Genomic DNA, 17,157 nt, shown 5'->3' with positions numbered 1-17,157 from the left:
GCCGGAGTTTGTTCTGCTGGTAGCCATGGCGCGCTTCTTTCACAGGACAGCGCACGCCAGCGGAAAGGTTGGACCCGCGTGTCGCACTCCACCGGGCGTCCGAACATACATCAAAGTTAAATGCGGCCGCCCGGCTGCGATGCTAACCCTTCAACTTTGGGGGGACTCTTCAGGAGGAGTCCCATGGACGTTCGAACTCTCATAGGCAGCCTCTCGGCCGCATTGCCGCGCAGGCCTGCCGCCGCGCCACCGATCCCTGTCAGGGTGATCCGCGCTTCGCTCGCCGAGGTGCCGCTCAGGCCACGTCCGCGTCCGCCGCATCGGCCGGCGCCGCCGGCCCGGCCCGCGAGCAATATGTAGCCTCAGACTTGCAGCCCGGACCGGCCGGCCGGATGCAACCGACCGGCACAATCATCGTTTACGGCGATCTCGAACCTTGTGGTGCACCATGAAATCCTTGCGTATCAACAGCCCGCTTCTTGTCCTTGCCGCCCTGATCACCGCCGCGCCTTTTTTCGGTCTTGCCTGGCGCACGCGCGAATGGTTCGGATGGTGAAAGACCAATGAGCCGTTTTTTGCCGCTCACAATCCGTTTCGTCGGCGGCGGCACCATGGTGGTCACCACGATCGCCGATGCCAAAAATGCGCTTGCCGGGACCTGGAAGAACAAGGAAGCGCCGGCCTATCTCGACGCGGTCCGACTGGTGGATGAAGCGATCGCGGGCACTTGCCGACCGGCGATCGCCTTCGCCACCTTCAAGAAGGCCGCCGCGCAGCAGGGCCTGCTAAGGCCTGCCGGGCCAAGTGCCGCCCTCACGATGTTCGACCAACTGTGGTCGCGCTCCAAGATGCCGCCGAGCTAGGCGCGCGCCAAGCCGACCTGTCTTGGTTGACTTATCTTGGCCGAGCTATCTTCTTGGCCGATCTATCTCGGTTCGCGCGCCATGCTGAGATAGGTCGGATCAAACTCGGCGATGGCGACCAGCCGTTCCCAGTCCAGAATTGTGATTGTGTGGTTTGTCCAGCCGACGACGTTCATGCGGCGCAGCGTGCCGATCACCCGGTTCATGTGAACCACGGAAAGGCCGAGCACATCGGCGAGTTGGGCCTGCGACAGCGGCAAATGGAAGCTCATGTCGCGAGTCTTCTTGACCACCTGCAGCCTGACGAACAGCTCACAGATCAGATGCGCCAGATGGGACGTCTTGGAGCGGCGGCCCATGGCCACGATCCACTCGCGATGGATGGCGCCGTCGACGAGCGTGTCCAGCCACAAAAGCCGGGTGAGATGCGGCGCCTGTTCGGTAATCGTCTTAAGCTTGCTATGCTCGGCCGCGGCCACATGGCAGGGCGACAGGGCGACGATGCCGTGGTCCATGGTTTTGAGCAGGAAGGCATGCAAGTCGACGAAATCGCCCGCGACCTGCAGGGAGGTGAACTGGCGCCCGCCGTCCTCCAGTACTTTATAACGGGCGGCAAGCCCGTCGATGATCAGTGTGCTGTAGGTCGGCCGGGTTCCCTCCGAAACGATGTCCTCGCCAACGCCCACATATTTCTCGGTCGATAAGGTGGTGGTGAGAAGGGCCTTCTCCTCGTCCGAAAGGGCGTCATGCTGGCCGAGGTTGAGATAAAGCGATTCCAGCATCCGGCGTCCTCCATTCGCAATCGCTAACGCAGCAGACCGGGCCTGGTTGCAGGTGTGGCAAACGGCAAGGCAGCGCATGGCCGATTCTCTCCAAGGATCAGCGTCTTGGAACCATGATTGCGCTGGTGAATTGACCCAGGAAATGCCGGGACCGACGTGCCGATGGAACGCTTCTATTTCGACCTCTACAATAGCGAGAACAGCCAGGAGGACAGGGAGGGGCAGCTTTTTCCGAATCGCGAACGCGCCGGAATGGAGGCGTTGCGCATCCTATACGACGTCGCTCGCGACGAGATGCCGGGTGGCAGGCATCTGTCAATCACGGTGAAGGTGCTGGACGAAAGGCGCGACCAGATCTTCGAAGCGTCGCTGACATTGAATTCTGCCTGGAGTTGAGGCCGCCTCGCTGTTAGCTCCAGCCGCCCGGAGGCGAACATGTTCGTGGATTTCGACGCCAGCAAGATCGACACCCGCGCAGCAAGGATCTTCGTCCGCCGCGCTGGCAACGGGCCTGGTCTGCTTTTGCTGCACGGTTTTCCGGAGACCCCATGTGATGTGGCGCGACGTGGCGCCCAGCCTGGCTCGGAGCGGCGGACCCCGTCGACAAGTGCAGAATCGGCATTTAGAAGAACTCGGCAATCGGCTTGCATGGAAGCCGCTGCACAGCAGGGCAGCGGCTTCTATTATGCGCTCAGCACTTACTTATGGAACCAGCGATCCCGATCATGCGCGGTGGCCTCGTTTAGGGTGAGGCCCAATAACAGACCCAACCCGGCGCCGATCATGAACGCCGTTGAAACCATCCCAGGATTTTCTCGGACGGCACCCGAAACTGATTGAGCTCCGGTCCGGAGCGCCTGAGCAGTCTTGCCCGCGCGGTCGGCAGCGCTTTCATACCAGTCTTCTGCCACCTCGGCTGCCTCTTCGGCGCGCTCGGCTAGTGTCTGGTTAATCTTGTTGATCTCGCGCTTTAACTGCGCGACTTGCTTTTCAAGCGCTTCTTGAGCCTCGCTTTGGGTTCTCTTTGGCGTTGAGGATTCGTCGCTCGTGTCGGGCATCGGTTTTCTCCTTCCGCGTCGATCGCTCAACGACCCTAATAGGAAGAAAGTTCCGGCAATGACAAAAGCCTGCCACCATTGGCAGCGGGACGGTCGCCACGATCAATGTTCTACCAGCTCTAAGCACCAATCGGTCGGTTCTAATAGGCCGATGGGATGAACCACGGACTGGAGCCATACCCCAACCTCGGCGTCGCCGCATTGCGGAGGCATCCGAGGTTTGCGCAACTGTGCCAGTCGATTTGCAATCCAGCTTCGGCTTGCTTGCCTTGATGTGGCTTGCGGAACATCCACCTGCAGCCTCCATAACGGTCGGCTTCCTGCTCATTCGGACGGTGCTGGACCTGCGACTATAGCGGAAACTACGGGCCTGTTCGAGGATGCAGGTTTATCGGATATTGCAGTCGCGGGTCTGAGTACGCTCTTGCTGTTTTGTCCCGCGCAGGCACGCGATGGGCGGGCCATCTTGGAACTGCGGCCCCGGCAACTACTTGCTTGGCGCAAGAATAGCGCGGTGCGAGCAAAAGCCGTTGCGCAGCGGAGTCGAGGGGCCAAAGGGACAATTGGTGGCAGCCATAGCCGGTAGCGTCGCCAATTGACCTTGGCTGGGTTCGGTTTGATTGCCACCTCGGCCCACCCGCACCTAATGCTTTAGGCAATCCGTAGCGAGGCAGCTTTGCTCTGGATCAAAATTCCACAGGACGAGATTGGTGGGTTGACGGCTCTTAAATTGAGCCCGACGCGACATGAGGGTACCGCGCCGGGCTCGCTGCGCAAGACGGTCCGCTAGACCGGTCTAACGCGGGAATAACACTCCAGGTAGAAATTGGTTCCCCTGTTGGTTGCAGAGAGCGGTGTCCGTGAAATCTCTGGTGCAGTTACCCACCCCAGTGGGAAGAGGGACCGCGAGAGCGGTTGTTGAGCGCTCGGCAGTGTCATGGGTGTTCGGCACCGCGGCGGTGGCGAGTTCTCAAGTTGAGCTTTTGCACGTCGATCCTTTTGCAGGTGGCGCGATCTTCGCACCGGGGGAGCTAGCGCAGCTGTTGAGCATCACCGGGAACGGCGGCAGCGAGTGCTGAAAGGCGCGGCAATCATGAGCGGAATTACAAACTCCGAAAACAGTTTCGTCATTCGGAACCAAAACAGCAGCGGAAATGAACCCAAACTGCCCGTCGAAGCGCGTGTGCCTGAACGGTTTGTGCTCTACGTGCCAACCGGGGCATCGCCTACCAAGCAGTCCTGCGGTGGCGCAGGAACGACCGGCTTGGGGGTCAAATTCATAGGGACGCTGCCCAAGCCGCGTCTCCATTATAAGCTCGCCCTACGCCAGGCCGCATGACCGGCATCATGGCCGCCCTTTTTTGCAGAACTTGACGCACACAACCACACTCTCCTAAGCCTCCGGCCAGTCAGAAAGCCTCACGACAAGCGACCAATCTGGATTTACCTATTAGTGGGGCCGTGAGCGAGCCACATCACTTGGCCAGATCGCAACCGCACTGGCTCGGTCGCGTAGCCCTGCGGAATGGCACCAAAGGCAGAATCATTGAGCCAACTGATGTGGACCTCAGCGGATCGTGTCCCGCTGCGTGGTGTAGCTGGCGGCATTGGTCGCCGTGCTCTCCGGCATGGGCCGGGATGATCAGCGCGCCACGGCTGGCAGGCTGATGAGCGGATCATCGCTCATTTGGCTGATGGTTTCCAGCGTCATATATCTGGCCCGCTGCACTGCCCATTCATCGTTCTGTTCGAGCAGGATTGCGCCGACGAGGCGCACGATGGCGTCGTCATTTGGGAAGATTCCGACGACCTCGGTGCGCCGCTTGATCTCGCCGTTGAGACGCTCGATCGAATTCGTCGAGTGGAGCTTGGCGCGATGTTCCTTCGGGAAGGTCATGTAGGCCAGCACGTCGGGCTCGGCGTCGTCCATGATTGTCGCCAGCTTCGGCACCTTCGGCCGGATCTGGTCGGCGACGGCGCGCCATTGAAGGCTCGCGGTCTCGGGGGTCTCCTGGGCGAAAGCGGTGGCGATGAAGGCTGAGACGACCCTGCGGCCGCTCTTGCCGGCATGGGCCAGTACGTTCCTCATGAAGTGGACGCGGCAGCGTTGCCATGTTGCCGACAGCACCTTGGTGACGGCGGCCTTGAGGCCTTCGTGCGCATCGGAGACGACGAGCTTGACGCCGCGCAGGCCACGACGGGTCAGCTTGCGCAGGAACTCGGTCCAGATCGGCTCGGCCTCCGAGGTGCCAATCTCCATGCCCAGTACCTCGCGCCGGCCGTCCGTGTTGACGCCGACGGCGATGATGACGGCGACCGAGACGATGCGGCCACCGCGACGGACCTTCAAGTAAGTGGCGTCGATCCACAGATATGGCCAGTCGCCCTCGATGGGTCTTTCAAGGAACGCTTTGACCTTGCCGTCGATCTCCTCGCACAGCCGCGAGACCTGGCTCTTGGAGATGCCGCTCATGCCCATCGCCTTGACCAGGTCGTTGACCGAACGTGTCGAGATGCCCTGGACGTAGGCCTCCTGGATGACGGCGGTCAGCGCCTTCTCGGCCATGCGGCGCGGCTCGAGGAAGCCCGGGAAGTAGGAGCCCTTCCTGAGCTTGGGAATGCGCAGTTCGACGGTACCAGCGCGCGTCTCCCAGTCGCGCTCGCGATAGCCGTTGCGCTGGGCCGTGCGCAACGGATTCTTCTCGCCATAGGCGGCACCGGTGGCGGCGCCAACCTCCAGCTCCATCAGCCGCTCGGCGGCAAAGCCAATCATCTCGCGCAAGAGATCGGAATCTGGAGTCTTCTCCACGAGCGCGCGCAGGTTCATCATGTCGTCGGTCATCGATGGTTCCTTCGAATCAGGTTGGTGTCAGCAACCCGACCTTACCGGCGAACTGTCGATGACCACCGCAAAGCCGCTCGCTCGCTACAGCGCTTTCGAGGGCGCGCTCGCGAACGGCTTCACTACCGCCGAGCTACACCACCTGTGGGGACGCGACCACTCAGCGCCCCAGCGGTAGTTTGGAAGCAGACACCAGCTCTTCCTCGTCTGTAATCCCCGCCTGATAGTTTGCTATGACGCGAGACGCGAGCGCTTCATGTCGCTCAGGCGATTGGCCGTCGATTTTCAACTTCTCGAAGACGCGCCCCAACAAGGCGACCTCGGAAGCATCGAAGACACCAGCTTACTTGGCTTTTTGATAAATCGGCATGCGACCCAACCTTCAATGCAACGGTTAAAAAACCAATCACACTCGGAGATGTTATGCAAAGCCAAAAGCCCGACCACTGCAAACATGAAAGCCAGCCGATTTCCCACCAAGGATTGCGCTCCAAGCGAGCGGCGAGGCGGCGCGCCTGGCAAAGATAGCTGGGATGTGTGGCCGCAGGAGTGCCAGTAAACGCGTGGCTGATCAGGATGGCGATCTATGGACCAGCGCCAATCGATGAACCCGAGACCCCTTGCCAACCAATCATTTGCACAGTGGAGAACTCATCATACGACCTGCTTTCTGGTCTCACGTCCCCATTCACGTTTGCGGCGCGCAATTAAACGGGAGCAGCCGATTTGTCTGGCGCCTACAGATCCGGAAAATGCGGCACGTGCGGCTGGTGATCTGGCACGATATGCTTGAGTTGGACGCCTATTCTGGAATGCGTCGATAGGGAAAGTGATTCCGAATATGGTCGTTGAAATAGCGGCCCTTGACGAACGCTGACCGGAAGGCTGCATACGTCTTCGGAGGCACCCCCTCAAAATCGTACCGTTTGCCGCTAGCCATGAACCAGACGGAGAGAATCCTGCTTTCCGGATTGTATTCTGTTTTCCTGATCGAGGAGGATGGCATGCCCGCACCCGCTGGTTTGCAAATAGAAAACAATCGAGCCGTATTCTTTGTTTCAGGGAGCGGACAATAATGCCTTCATGAAGGCTATTGTTACTTACGATTCGGCGGCCGGCACCTTCACGCTCGTCAAAGACCGATGGCGAGGGACATTCCCGATCGCCGACTTGCCGAAATGGCTGAATTTCTACCGCCAGCAGCAGGACCGGTATCCCGCGCACGCCGCCTCCTATGCGCCAGACGTGGAGGCGCTTGAAGCACTCACCGCAGAACTTCGCGCGCGGCGGTAGCCCGCTGCACGGCATGGGTCGGCCGCCGCACCGGAGCCGCCTTTAGGCGCGACCGCCCGAGGCGTTGGAACAAAGCCCAGCAGCGTCTGGTTGGGAAGAATGAAGACCTACAGAGTTGAACAGATGGCGGGGGACCTGCCGGTTTCACGCCGCACCCTCACGGCCGACAGCCCTTGGGATGCAGGCAAGGAAGTTCGTGCCCGCCGAGAGGAACGGCTCTGGGTGCGCGTAACCGATGAGCGGAGCCGGGCCGTATACAAATATGCCGTCAAATTTGCTGCACGAGCAGACCCTGAGCAAGCCGCCTGTTGATAGTAACGACGTACTCACCGTAGCAAGACATCTTAGTTGAAGGCGTCAACGCGCCTAGCCTCAGTGCGCGTCATTGAAGACGCCCTGCCCAAAACTGGCGGCCGACGCTCTCATCTATCCCGTCCCAAACCGCAGTATGCATCGGCCGCTGGATCTTCTGCCGGAGGGCAGCCATGAAACGCATGCCGTCGTCGGCGTCCCGCCGATCGACGCGCCGGCCAATGTCGGCGCCGAGGCGGCACAGTTTATTACGGACAAACGCCGAATCTTTTCGAGGCATATGCGAGTGCGGCAGTGCCAAGCAGTCTGGTTTCCTCCCTTGTCAGGGCTATTTCGTAGCGCTGCTTTTTTGCGTAAATATCATCTGCAGCCATGGCGATTATAACCTCTCCCATCTTGATCGACTGGAACACTGTCGGTCCGCAGCGGCCCGCAAATATGTACTCGACGCGCCTCCTTCGGCTCGGCTGCGTATCTATCAGCACCCTTTACCCCGGTTGTATGCCCGCAAAGGGTTCAAAATAGGAAAGATGCCAACATCAGGGAAAGATCACTGCCGTGAGCACGGCCAAGCCGACACAGACCGGGACAGCCACCAGCAAGCAAACTTCGACGATTATGGTTTCTCGGTCACTGAACATAGAAAGGCAATGCATTTCTATGGTTTAGGTTCCCCATGGCAGCCGGCTTCGCAATTGCCGTGACACGAGATTCTGGCCGGACTAGCTGGCAGCCGGTAAAGCCGAGGGCAACCCCGGCCTGAATATCGATGGCCATCCTAAGAGATTCGCCCGACTGACAGCGAAGGAAGCCTTTCCCATCTTACTCACTGAGGATGGTCGGTCGAGGTTCTTTGCGCTGCTGAACGGCCGGCGCTCCGAGAGCCGGGTCAATACGCAACTAGCGCCCGTAGTTGAACCCGGCGATTTTCGTCATCCTCGACGGGTCCACAAAAAGCGAGCGGGCCTGCGAACTGGTGCGCCTCGCAGCGCAGGGATGCGGTTGCCGCCGCCATACTCACTGGATCTCAACACGATCGCAATGACTTTCTCGAAGCTCAAGACGCTGCTGCGCAAAGGTGACCTTCGAGGCGCTCTGCCATGCGCTCGGCGACATCTGCGACCCGTCCCCACGCCGTGCCGAACTTCTTCAACGCTGCTGCATATGAGGCCGATTAATCGCGCCACGCATAGTGTGCATGAGTTGTCTTGTCTGAAGGTCGATCTCAGGGGTGTGGCCGCTCCGGAAATCGCAGGAGGCCAGTCGCTATCGCCTCGGGGATGAAAAAAGTTCAAGTCGCTGAAGCGGCACCTGATGACCACCATATCTCACACCGGAGGAATATCGTGAGAAGTGGGGCCTCCCGCGCGATTGTCCGATGGTGGCTCCCAACTACGCCGCTCAGAGATCGGAGCTGGCTGAGGCGAGCGGGCTCGGGTGGAAGGCCCGGCGAAGCCAGCAAAATGCCAAGAAGCGTTCGTTACGATGAGTCTAGCGGTTTGCGTCCGTCTTAGTCGGTGCTGTTGAGGCTGCACATCCGTATCAGCCACGACCCGTCGGCCTGCCGTTCGAAGATGTCGACGGACGTGCCGTTGCCGACGTCCAATCCTTCCGAATAGCTGGCCAGGCACCAGGCGAGATCGCCTGATCTCCCAGCATGGACCACCGTCATTTTCTTCTGAGCCGCCTCGCCGTGACCCTGCGTCCAAGCCGCGTGGAGAGCCCCGATGGCATCGCGCCCAACTGCGGGCGTTGCATAGGGTGAATGTACTTCAGCATCGGTCGTAAACATGGCGCCGCAAGCTCCAGCGTCGCCGGCAGAATAGGCTGCGGCATAGGTGTTCCAAAAGTTCTGCAATTCACTTTGGATGGACATCGGCAGCCCCTTCGTCCTCATGCGCTTCAGTCACATTAGCAGTAGCGCATGTTATGTTGCCAGTCGCTTATTCGTCCCGCTAGATCACCCGCTTCTTTCATCGGATTTCCATGAGCCGCCGAAAGCGGATCGTGTGGGCCTGTTCACCAGCTTCCCGGTCAAGCGGGTCTTGACCTTGTGTTCTCTTCTTGTTCACTTCTGACAACATGCAGACGATCGTGTTCGCGACCCGGCGAAGGACCGCGGATGCGGTCGCAAGCTCCAGCTGGCGAGCCGATGCGGTGGCTCCACGATCGACAGCCCGTCATTCTGGACCGCGCCTGTTATGACCTCATGGCTAGCACGCCGGCCGGCGAGGTGAAGGGGTTGCTCTCGCATGACCTGGACGGGAAACTCCAATTCAACCGGGTCGGCCGAGAAGTGAACGCAGCAGCCATCAACAAGCTGCCCAACGACCACTCCCGGCTCGTCGGACCGATCAACCGGTTGTGAGCGGCAAGATTGCCACTAAGCCGATTTGCGAGCCGGCTTAGCTTTGGAACCCGCTTTGATCCCCTCTTTTTCCAGGCTCTTCTTCAATATCGAGGCCAGGTCGACGACATTCTCTTTGGGCTTCGGCGCCGATTTAGGCGGCTTCGTACCCTTGCGTTTGGCCTCGATCATGGCGATCAACGCATCCTCGTAGGTGTCGTTAAACTTGGAGGGGTCGAACTTGGTCACTTTCTTGTCGATCAGCAGGCCGGCAATTTCCAGCAGGTCCTGGTCATATTTCGGGGATTTCAAATCACCGAAGACGCTCGCTTCCGAGATCATCTCGTTGTGCGTCCGCAACTCGGTCAACAGCATTCCTTTGCCGAACGGTTGGATGACGACTTCGCGGCCGCGCTGGTACAGAACCACGCAAGATCGAGCGGCCACCCGCTGCTTGGCCATCGCTTCACGAAGAACGTTGAATGCCTCGACAGAAGCCCCGTCAGCGGGAACGACATAGTAGGGCTTTTCCAGATAGCGGGTGTCGATGTCGTCGATCGGGACGAAGCTTTCGACCTCCAGCGTGTGCTGCGACGTGAGCTTCAGCTTCTTGATCTCGTCTGGCTCGATCTCGATGAAATCACCCTTCTCCGCCTCGTAGCCTTTGATCTGGTCTTCCGTAGGCACGACATCGCCAGTTCCCTCGTCGATGTAGGCGCTTTTGACGGGCAATCCATCCTGCCGGTTCAGGATTTTGAAATGAACCTTGCCGGCCTCAGAAGTCGCGCCCACCAATTTAACGCCACAGGCGACCGAACCAACTTTCAGGAAACCCTTCCAAACTGCGCGCGGCGCGGCCATGTGTCATCTCGTTCTATCCAATCCGATCAAGAGGAACACCTGATGGCAACGGGAGTTCCAAACAGCTGTCCGGAGATTCCAACGGAACCGATACGGCCATGCTCAATCCTCTCTGAAATCCTGCAGCGAGGCATGGCGCAGGTCTTCCTCTCCACGTAGGTGCTTCACACGGCCGATTAGCCCCGGCTCCACGCAGACAGTCGCCGGCGGCTTCATGCCCTTGGGCGGCCGCCCTGGGCCTCCTTGACGCGCTTCCATAGCCGCTCTCGCATTTCCCGGTTGACGCTGATGAACGCAATGCCGACAAAGTGCCCGGTTCGGCGATCGGCCATCAGAGCAAAGGCCGGCTTGCCTGGCTTGCGCTCGACGCCAAGCAGGTCGAATTCATCGATGATGTAGCACTTGGCCTTCAGCCAATTGGTCGAAGGTCCCGAGCGATATTTGCTGTCTTTCCGCTTCGAGACGACGCCCTCGAGCCCGGCGTGCTCCACCAGACCGCGGCGCCGGCGCCTGGCAGCGCTTCGCTGAACTGGATTCGCTCCCCGGCCGGGATCATCGCCTGTAGCACTTCGCGCCGGTCCTCCAGCGGCATATCTCGTAAGTCGTTGCCGTTGAGGCGACGAAATAGAGGTCGTGCTGGCGCCGCGTGATGGCTTTACGCAACTCGCCGAAATCTGAAACTCCGGCATGATTGAGGACGATTATTTAGCCATCGATAATCGCGCTTTGAACGCGAAGTCCTTTTGCGGCCTCGACCAAGTCGCGATTTTTGGAGGTCCAGTCGAGCCCACGACGAGTGAAGTTGCGAACTTCAGCGTCGTCAATGACGATCTGAGAGCGGTAGCCGTCGAACTTACCTCATGAATCCAGCCATCGCCCTCAGGAGGCTTGTCGACCAAGGTCGGCATCAGCGGCTCGATGAACTCCAGCTGGACCCCGCCAGCATGCTCGCGCATGGAACGCCCCAACAATGCGAATTTGATTCATTATCGCACCGTCGTTCGCCTTCGTTAGTAATTTCTAAAAAAACAAAGGCGGAACATTCGAACCGAGAGGCTGTTCCTTTGCAGGAGGAAACGGCCATGACCGAGCGCCCGAATGATCCAACCCAACGATCGCAAGCCCATACTGAGTGACGACGCCTGCGAGGTCGCCCACTTAGCCCGAAAGTTCCACCTCACAATGCCTGAAGCGAGAATGCTTCTGCGCCAGCACCGCAACAATCACGCCCGACTGGAGAGGGAGGCTGGAAGGCTGGCCTATCAGCCACGATGACCAAGATCTCCGATCTCGAGCCGCCGATCGTCGGCAGAACGCATCCGGAGCGCAGCGAGGCGCCGGGCTCACCAACCCACGGATGCTAGGTCTGACGGCGGATGGTCAAGAAAGCGGACCTGCGGCAGCTAATGTGGCATGAGCAGCCAAGACACGAGCATTAAATCTGGACGACCGAAACAAAGCCGGCCAGCCCGATTTATCACTCGTTCACGATATTAGCGCAGCCTGATATACGGTCATGCTATGCAGCGTACATGCCCAACGAGCCCTGGCGCCGATCCCCCTCAGCGCTGGGGCTTTTCAGTTCGCCTCACGCCGCGCCTTTCGACCCATGCCTGCTAGGGGATTCAGTCTCAATTGAGTGGTTTCTAATGTGCCTTTAAGTTGTGCAACGCGGGGATTGGTTGCCACCTAGCCCGCAAATGGCCGGCGTGGCCCCCAAGCCCCAAAGAGAGCCCCGGACCTGCGTCGGCCATTTTCCTACGGCTGGGTAGATCGAATAAGCAGCCGCGCCTCCCGCAACAGCGAGGTCCAGTTGCCATGGCCCAAGAGGCTTACTAGCTCGCGGGCCTGTTCGACGGTTATGCCTGTTTCGTTCACAAGGCGCAGAACGACCGGGCCGTCCATCGAGTATGGCCGGTTCCCCTCTGACATCGTTGGCGGTCCTCTCCGATGGCTACGCTACCACAGAAAACGACCTGGGTAGAGCGCCATTCCCTCTACCGCAGGGCCGCGCTTTGCCCGATGATCCGGTCAATCATGCTCTAGTCTGGCTCACGTCCAGCCATCTCTTCCAATGGCCGCTTGGCGTGTTCGGGCCATTGATCTTCAGGCATGTTTGTTTCGATGACGGATTTCCTGAAGGCTTCGCGAACGATGTCGAAGGCGAATATGCGACGCCATGGCCGGTTCCCACGAGATAGCCCCGATACGGGACGGGAGCTTTCGCGAACTCTCCAGCACCAGCTGCCCATAGCATCTAGGCCGGTGACGCTAGGGATTATATGACCGCTGAAATCGACCGATCAACCCACTGTATGAAATCGTACGGATTCGTGAACGCCCCTGTCAGAACGATATTCTCGGGATTCCGGTCACCATGGAAAGACGGTAACGCTGGTGACGCGCTATGTCCCGCCGAAGTGGAGACGCAGCTCATCGACAAAGCCACCTAAAAAAAGCCCGCCACCGAAGCAGCGGGCGAGCGATGGTCTGAGGCTCGTCCCCACCAAGACGAGCGCAGGCATCGTACAACGGAAGGCAGTGCTCGCGCGCCAACATTTGTTTATAGCGTCCAGGTCAGGCCGAACTGGCGCGCCCGGTGAGAGCTAAGCCACAGGAACCTTGGCCTAGGGGCACACTGCTAACTCTTAGGAAGGCGCGTTCTCTTCAATACTCCCGTCAGTGGACACAAACAGGCTGTTGAAAACGGCCGATAGGCTAATACGCCCACACCGAATGTGCCAGAGATAGGTCAGGGCCTAACGCAACGCAGTTTGCTGACTTTATGGCCTCTCGCGCTCAAGCGGCCGTCGACACCCCGCCCCCCATCGGTTCGACGGTCGCCGCTCGCTCGTCCATCCCGACTGATCTATACGAAAAGCCCGTCGACCGGAGCCGACGGGCAGGTGCTGGAGTAGCCTGGGTGCGCAAAGTGGCAACGTGCGCCGCAGGCGATCTGGTAACAGGCACAGCCGCGCATTGTTCCTCGAAAGTATGGTGCTTGCCCATCAGTCGCACGGTTGCTGAGACGAAGGTCTTATCGGCTAACTCATAGGGTCTTTTACCGAAACGAGGCGTCCATTTTCGGATGCTGGCGAATGATTGTCCTTGTCATCGCCAGTTCATGGAGGCCCGTCATGCACCTCGATGGTGGCGGCATCTATCGGCCCAGCCAACTCCATCTACCGAACCGCCTAAGTCCACCGCGCTCGCACAGCCTTAGCCCATCCGACGAGGCGCCGCCGCCACGCAGTCGCAGTTCTGACGGGGCGACAATGCGCTCTGGGTCTCGCTCGAAGGCCGCTATGGCATCTTCGGCTCGGTAGGCGGTGATCACCTCAACCCTCTTCGCGAAGAGAGTGCTCGACTTCCAAGGGGTTTAGGCTCCCATCCTCAGCAATCACGACGGCACCTGGCACGAATTTCAGTCAGCTCGGTTCAAGAGACGATGGGTCGGATCAACTAAGATCTCAGACAGGCCACCGCGACATTCGCCCGTCAATGGCCGGTGGCGACCGAAAGCGAAATCAAAGTGCTGAAAGGACGTAGCGGTCCCGCCCAGGACCTGACGGCCACCGGCGCGAGTCGCGACGCTTTGTGTAACTTGACCCGAGCCTCATCGCGGAACAATCGGATCAGGCTCCAGTTTGGCGCCGGGGTTCCAGGCAAACAACGGACCGATGGAGCATGCCATGAAATTTCCACTTAGCACGACGGCTGCGGCCGCCGCCTTCATATTTGTGACCTTCCCTGCGCTCGCCCAGACAAGTGGGACACCGACGCCCACGACACCGGCGACCGAACAGCCCGCCGGCCAGTTGCCGGTTACGAACGGACAGGCGGGTGGCCCGACACGTGAAATGATCCGCCAGATGGTCGAGCAGGCGGTCCGGGAGAGGATGCAACAGGATCGCGGTTCTGACGAAGGCTACCGTCAAGAGGATCGCAACGACGAAGCTGGCCGCGACGAGGATGCTGAGCGTCCCGACCAAGCCAACCGTCACGGCGACCGTTGGCAAAATCAGGCTGACTGGGGCAGAGGGCACAGAATGGCTGGACACCGAGGCCATCACATGATGCACAGCGCCGGGATGCGCCTGATGCTTGGATTGCTGGACACGGACGGCGATGGATCTCTGTCCGAGAACGAGGTTCAGGACGCGGTCGGCAGGATATTCTCTGCCATCGATGGAAATGGGGACGGCAAAATCGACCTGGAGGAAATCCAGTCCTTGATGCATGGTTCTAGCGGTGAAGACATGCCGTAATTGTCCATCCGAATAGGAACTCTTCAATGGTGGTCCTACGGGTGCCGCGACAGCGGCTCAACGCAGCAGTCCGTCGCTGTCGAACTCTTCCCAACCGCGCAGTTTGGCATTGGAATTCGTGCCGCTGTTCCTTGAATCTGGTGCCACGCGACCGCTCTTTCTGGCGCGCTTCAAGGCAGCCCTTCCGGCGGCGCGTCTGCGGTTCTCGGCGGCCGTGGCTGCGTCTTCCTCGCGCCAGACGGTGACCAGATCACGGTCGAGCACATCTTCGATGTGGCGCGGATCGAAGACGTGAAAGGTGATCTTCCGCGTGCGGCGGCGAAGCTTGACCGTTCTGGTCCCGGCGCTTTGCAATCGTCCGTCGTTGAGCCAGCGATGCCGCTCACCCTGCGAGATCGTCAGGATGTCCTCGACCTCGCGGGGGATCACAGGCAGGTCTTCGATGTCATGCATGGCTTTGGACACGATCGCGGAAGCCGCCTGAACGTCGGCGTCCGAGCCCTCCGGCAGGCGCAGGCTGAGCACCCGGGATTCGATGTGGAGCAGTTTTCTCAGTTCCGGCGGCAGACGGGAGCGCATCTCGAGGAAAATGCCCCTCGCCCGTACCGACGATCCTAGCGTCGCCGCCGGAGTCAGCGGCCACTGCGCAATCAGCTTTGCGGTTGGGTCGATCTTTCGGCGGGCAGGCATACTGTTGAACATGTCTCCGATCGAGTTCGCTAACACGAAGAATCCGGACATTGTACGCGCCTGGCCCATTGAGACTATTCACCCCGCAGTTTGCGCGGTTGGAAGGCACTGAGTCCTCGGGCAGCTATTTGGCGTCGGGTTCAATGCCCACTGTGTCGCCGTCGCCATGCACCAAGTCGCGATCTCAATCGTTCGTCTTTTCAGGCGTTTTGGCGGCCGCTTCCTGCTTTTTTCGATCTGTCTTTGTGTCCATTCTCCGTGGATTTTGAATTGTCGTCGCGCGGCCATGCAAGCCTCCTTGGGTTGGGCTAGCATATCTTTAAGCGGCGATCCGACGGTCAGTTCCAGAAGATGTTGAACCCACCGCCGCGCTCTGCGTTGCAAGCTCAGGCGAATTCAGGCAGGGATATAAGGAGTGACCCGGATCGCGACCTTCAATGTCAATGGGGTCAACGGCCGCCTGCCGGTGCTCCTGAAGTGGCTTGGCGAAACCAGCTATGACGTGGTCTGCCTTCAGGAGCTGAAAACCTCCGACCACAAATTTCCGATCGAGGCCATCCGAGACGCCGGCTATGGCGCCGTCTGGCACGGCCAGAAATCCTACAACGGCGTAGCGATACTGGCACGCGGGAGGGATCCGGTCGAGCGCCGCCGCGGCCTGCCTGGCGATCCCGACGACACGCACAGCCGGTATATCGAGGCCGAGATCGACAAATTGGTCGTCGGCTGCGTCTACCTGCCCAATGGCAATCCGGCGCCAGGTCCCAAGTTCGACTACAAGCTCCGCTGGTTCGAACGTCTCATCACCTACAGCAGACCGCTGCTAGGCGAGCGGGCAGTCTTGTGTGGTGACTACAATGTCGTCCCGACCGAGATGGACGCCGTCGTCCCTGTGCGCTGGCTGGACGATGCCGTCTTCTTCCCGGAGAGCAGAAAGACCTACGCGCGCATGCTGAGCCTAGGTTGGGTGGACGCGATGCGTCGGATTCACCGGGACAAGGGCATCTACACCTATTGGAATTTCTCCTATCGCGGAGGCTACGACCGAAGCTCCGGCCTGCGCATGGATCATCTGCTTGTAAGTCCGCTACTTTCGGAGACCGTTCGGGCTGCAGGTGTTGATGTCGAGACTCGAGGTTGGGAAAAGCCCAGCGATCACGCGCCCGCCTGGATTGACGTAGGCGGCTAAAACCTAAGAGCGCGGGTCTGCCGCTCCGCAATCGCATTCACTGCGCGGTCGTCGGCCGTTGTCTTGGGGCGCGTCAGCCGCGCACAGGCGCACAAAATAAGAGGCGCGTGGTTTAGATCCTTGGAGAAAGCGGAGTGTTTCAGAGGATGAGCAGCGAGCGGGCGGCGTCTTGCCGAAGAGGCGACTACTCAAAAGACAAAATGCTTAGACTTAGGTTCGGTGTGCGGATGGCCTGTCAGAGCGTCCCGGTTCATTGGAATATCTAGGATCGTCTGGAACTTTGCGAGCTGCTCCGGAAAATTCTGCGCAAGGTATCTAACCATCCGTGCGTTCTCCATCAGCCTGTCCACATAGGACCGTGCTGCCATTAGCTCGAGCGTCCAAATGCCGCGAAGGCTGGCGCAGTAGAGGAATTCTTCATTCAGCGCGTCAAACTCCGCTTCCATGACAGTCAGCTGATCTTCTGTAACGCCGACAAACTTCTTCCTCGGCCTGGAAGGATCCGTCAACTGCGACACACAAGTTAGTGTGCTGAGCAACTGCGCATAGTGGAAGTTCGCCCGGTTCAGGGCGATCATTGCGTATTCCGACGAAGCCGGCCATCGATTCCGATTTGAAGCCGGCCAGTCATTCCGATTTCATTCCGGCCGGT

General features: G+C 59.6%; 16 protein-coding genes and 2 pseudogenes. 8 read left to right on the top strand and 10 right to left on the bottom strand.

Annotated features, from left to right (window positions below):
- Nucleotides 1–563 precede the first annotated feature (563 nt).
- Complete coding sequence (locus AC0L2L_RS28860) at nt 564–863, top strand: DUF982 domain-containing protein (RefSeq protein ID WP_027170164.1); 300 nt, start codon at nt 564–566, stop codon at nt 861–863.
- Between the two features lie 62 nt (nt 864–925).
- On the opposite strand, the gene AC0L2L_RS28855 is transcribed toward AC0L2L_RS28860, so the two are convergent.
- On the bottom strand, nt 926–1,645 hold the full coding sequence (locus tag AC0L2L_RS28855) for a Crp/Fnr family transcriptional regulator (RefSeq protein ID WP_473583283.1): 720 nt from the start codon (nt 1,643–1,645) through the stop codon (nt 926–928).
- A gap of 162 nt (nt 1,646–1,807) precedes the next feature.
- On the opposite strand from AC0L2L_RS28855, the gene AC0L2L_RS28850 reads away from it, so the two are divergent.
- Nucleotides 1,808–2,041: a DUF6894 family protein gene (locus AC0L2L_RS28850; protein ID WP_473583282.1), complete on the top strand. Its 234-nt coding sequence runs from the start codon at nt 1,808–1,810 to the stop codon at nt 2,039–2,041.
- A gap of 302 nt (nt 2,042–2,343) precedes the next feature.
- On the opposite strand, the gene AC0L2L_RS28845 is transcribed toward AC0L2L_RS28850, so the two are convergent.
- The 3 genes from AC0L2L_RS28845 to AC0L2L_RS28835 all read right to left on the bottom strand — a co-directional run bounded on the left by AC0L2L_RS28845 (nt 2,344) and on the right by AC0L2L_RS28835 (nt 6,551).
- Nucleotides 2,344–2,703: a hypothetical protein gene (locus tag AC0L2L_RS28845; RefSeq protein WP_473583281.1), complete on the bottom strand. Its 360-nt coding sequence runs from the start codon at nt 2,701–2,703 to the stop codon at nt 2,344–2,346.
- A 1,642-nt stretch (nt 2,704–4,345) separates the two neighbouring features.
- Nucleotides 4,346–5,545, bottom strand: a complete 1,200-nt coding sequence (locus tag AC0L2L_RS28840) for an IS256 family transposase (RefSeq protein ID WP_473583280.1) — start codon at nt 5,543–5,545, stop codon at nt 4,346–4,348.
- A gap of 802 nt (nt 5,546–6,347) precedes the next feature.
- Nucleotides 6,348–6,551: a KTSC domain-containing protein gene (locus tag AC0L2L_RS28835; protein ID WP_473583279.1), complete on the bottom strand. Its 204-nt coding sequence runs from the start codon at nt 6,549–6,551 to the stop codon at nt 6,348–6,350.
- A gap of 77 nt (nt 6,552–6,628) precedes the next feature.
- On the opposite strand from AC0L2L_RS28835, the gene AC0L2L_RS28830 reads away from it, so the two are divergent.
- The 3 genes and pseudogenes from AC0L2L_RS28830 to AC0L2L_RS28820 all read left to right on the top strand — a co-directional run.
- Complete coding sequence (locus AC0L2L_RS28830) at nt 6,629–6,838, top strand: hypothetical protein (protein ID WP_473583278.1); 210 nt, start codon at nt 6,629–6,631, stop codon at nt 6,836–6,838.
- Nucleotides 6,839–6,937: 99 nt separating this feature from the next.
- Nucleotides 6,938–7,150: a hypothetical protein gene (locus tag AC0L2L_RS28825; protein ID WP_473583277.1), complete on the top strand. Its 213-nt coding sequence runs from the start codon at nt 6,938–6,940 to the stop codon at nt 7,148–7,150.
- Nucleotides 7,151–8,434: 1,284 nt separating this feature from the next.
- A pseudogene (locus tag AC0L2L_RS28820) lies at nt 8,435–8,639 on the top strand (MucR family transcriptional regulator); the annotation flags it as partial.
- A gap of 21 nt (nt 8,640–8,660) precedes the next feature.
- Here AC0L2L_RS28820 and AC0L2L_RS28815 read toward each other — a convergent pair.
- A complete protein-coding gene (locus AC0L2L_RS28815; protein WP_473583276.1) occupies nt 8,661–9,026 on the bottom strand; it encodes a YybH family protein in 366 nt (121 codons plus the stop codon).
- A 276-nt stretch (nt 9,027–9,302) separates the two neighbouring features.
- Between AC0L2L_RS28815 and AC0L2L_RS28810 the strand changes: the two genes are divergently transcribed.
- The gene (locus tag AC0L2L_RS28810) at nt 9,303–9,518 is read left to right on the top strand and encodes a hypothetical protein (RefSeq protein WP_473583275.1); all 216 of its coding nucleotides are present in this window, start codon (nt 9,303–9,305) and stop codon (nt 9,516–9,518) included.
- Nucleotides 9,519–9,533: 15 nt separating this feature from the next.
- On the opposite strand, the gene ku is transcribed toward AC0L2L_RS28810, so the two are convergent.
- The 3 genes from ku to AC0L2L_RS28795 all read right to left on the bottom strand — a co-directional run bounded on the left by ku (nt 9,534) and on the right by AC0L2L_RS28795 (nt 11,183).
- On the bottom strand, nt 9,534–10,358 hold the full coding sequence (gene ku, locus AC0L2L_RS28805; RefSeq protein WP_473583274.1) for a non-homologous end joining protein Ku: 825 nt from the start codon (nt 10,356–10,358) through the stop codon (nt 9,534–9,536).
- A gap of 212 nt (nt 10,359–10,570) precedes the next feature.
- Nucleotides 10,571–10,849 carry a hypothetical protein gene (locus AC0L2L_RS28800; RefSeq protein ID WP_473583273.1) on the bottom strand — a complete coding sequence of 93 codons (279 nt, stop codon included), beginning with the start codon at nt 10,847–10,849 and terminating at the stop codon, nt 10,571–10,573.
- 214 nt (nt 10,850–11,063) lie between these two features.
- On the bottom strand, nt 11,064–11,183 hold the full coding sequence (locus tag AC0L2L_RS28795) for a hypothetical protein (RefSeq protein ID WP_473583345.1): 120 nt from the start codon (nt 11,181–11,183) through the stop codon (nt 11,064–11,066).
- A gap of 2,867 nt (nt 11,184–14,050) precedes the next feature.
- Here AC0L2L_RS28795 and AC0L2L_RS28790 point away from each other — a divergent pair.
- Nucleotides 14,051–14,626, top strand: coding sequence for an EF-hand domain-containing protein (locus tag AC0L2L_RS28790; protein WP_473583272.1), 576 nt, complete (start codon nt 14,051–14,053; stop codon nt 14,624–14,626).
- A 57-nt stretch (nt 14,627–14,683) separates the two neighbouring features.
- Here AC0L2L_RS28790 and AC0L2L_RS28785 read toward each other — a convergent pair whose 3' ends face one another.
- Nucleotides 14,684–15,316: a hypothetical protein gene (locus AC0L2L_RS28785; RefSeq protein ID WP_473583344.1), complete on the bottom strand. Its 633-nt coding sequence runs from the start codon at nt 15,314–15,316 to the stop codon at nt 14,684–14,686.
- 415 nt (nt 15,317–15,731) lie between these two features.
- On the opposite strand from AC0L2L_RS28785, the gene xth reads away from it, so the two are divergent.
- Nucleotides 15,732–16,505, top strand: a complete 774-nt coding sequence (xth, locus tag AC0L2L_RS28780) for an exodeoxyribonuclease III (protein WP_473583271.1) — start codon at nt 15,732–15,734, stop codon at nt 16,503–16,505.
- A 188-nt stretch (nt 16,506–16,693) separates the two neighbouring features.
- Here the strand turns inward: xth and AC0L2L_RS28775 are convergent.
- Nucleotides 16,694–17,104 (bottom strand): annotated as a pseudogene (locus AC0L2L_RS28775) (plasmid partitioning protein RepB C-terminal domain-containing protein); the annotation flags it as partial.
- Between the last annotated feature and the right edge of the window lie 53 nt (nt 17,105–17,157).

The organism is Mesorhizobium sp. WSM4832, assembly GCF_055811115.1.
This window is presented reverse-complemented; position numbering and strand designations above follow the sequence as displayed.

Coding starts and splice junctions, on each gene's coding strand:
- AC0L2L_RS28810 (WP_473583275.1), top strand. CDS start 9,303: ATGCGGTGGCTCCACGATCGACAGCCCGTCATTCTGGACCGCGCCTGT.
- AC0L2L_RS28840 (WP_473583280.1), bottom strand. CDS start 5,545: ATGACCGACGACATGATGAACCTGCGCGCGCTCGTGGAGAAGACTCCA.
- AC0L2L_RS28825 (WP_473583277.1), top strand. CDS start 6,938: ATGAAGACCTACAGAGTTGAACAGATGGCGGGGGACCTGCCGGTTTCA.
- AC0L2L_RS28845 (WP_473583281.1), bottom strand. CDS start 2,703: ATGCCCGACACGAGCGACGAATCCTCAACGCCAAAGAGAACCCAAAGC.
- ku (WP_473583274.1), bottom strand. CDS start 10,358: ATGGCCGCGCCGCGCGCAGTTTGGAAGGGTTTCCTGAAAGTTGGTTCG.
- AC0L2L_RS28785 (WP_473583344.1), bottom strand. CDS start 15,316: ATGCCTGCCCGCCGAAAGATCGACCCAACCGCAAAGCTGATTGCGCAG.
- AC0L2L_RS28860 (WP_027170164.1), top strand. CDS start 564: ATGAGCCGTTTTTTGCCGCTCACAATCCGTTTCGTCGGCGGCGGCACC.
- AC0L2L_RS28830 (WP_473583278.1), top strand. CDS start 6,629: ATGAAGGCTATTGTTACTTACGATTCGGCGGCCGGCACCTTCACGCTC.
- AC0L2L_RS28835 (WP_473583279.1), bottom strand. CDS start 6,551: ATGCCATCCTCCTCGATCAGGAAAACAGAATACAATCCGGAAAGCAGG.
- AC0L2L_RS28850 (WP_473583282.1), top strand. CDS start 1,808: ATGGAACGCTTCTATTTCGACCTCTACAATAGCGAGAACAGCCAGGAG.
- AC0L2L_RS28855 (WP_473583283.1), bottom strand. CDS start 1,645: ATGCTGGAATCGCTTTATCTCAACCTCGGCCAGCATGACGCCCTTTCG.
- AC0L2L_RS28815 (WP_473583276.1), bottom strand. CDS start 9,026: ATGTCCATCCAAAGTGAATTGCAGAACTTTTGGAACACCTATGCCGCA.
- AC0L2L_RS28790 (WP_473583272.1), top strand. CDS start 14,051: ATGAAATTTCCACTTAGCACGACGGCTGCGGCCGCCGCCTTCATATTT.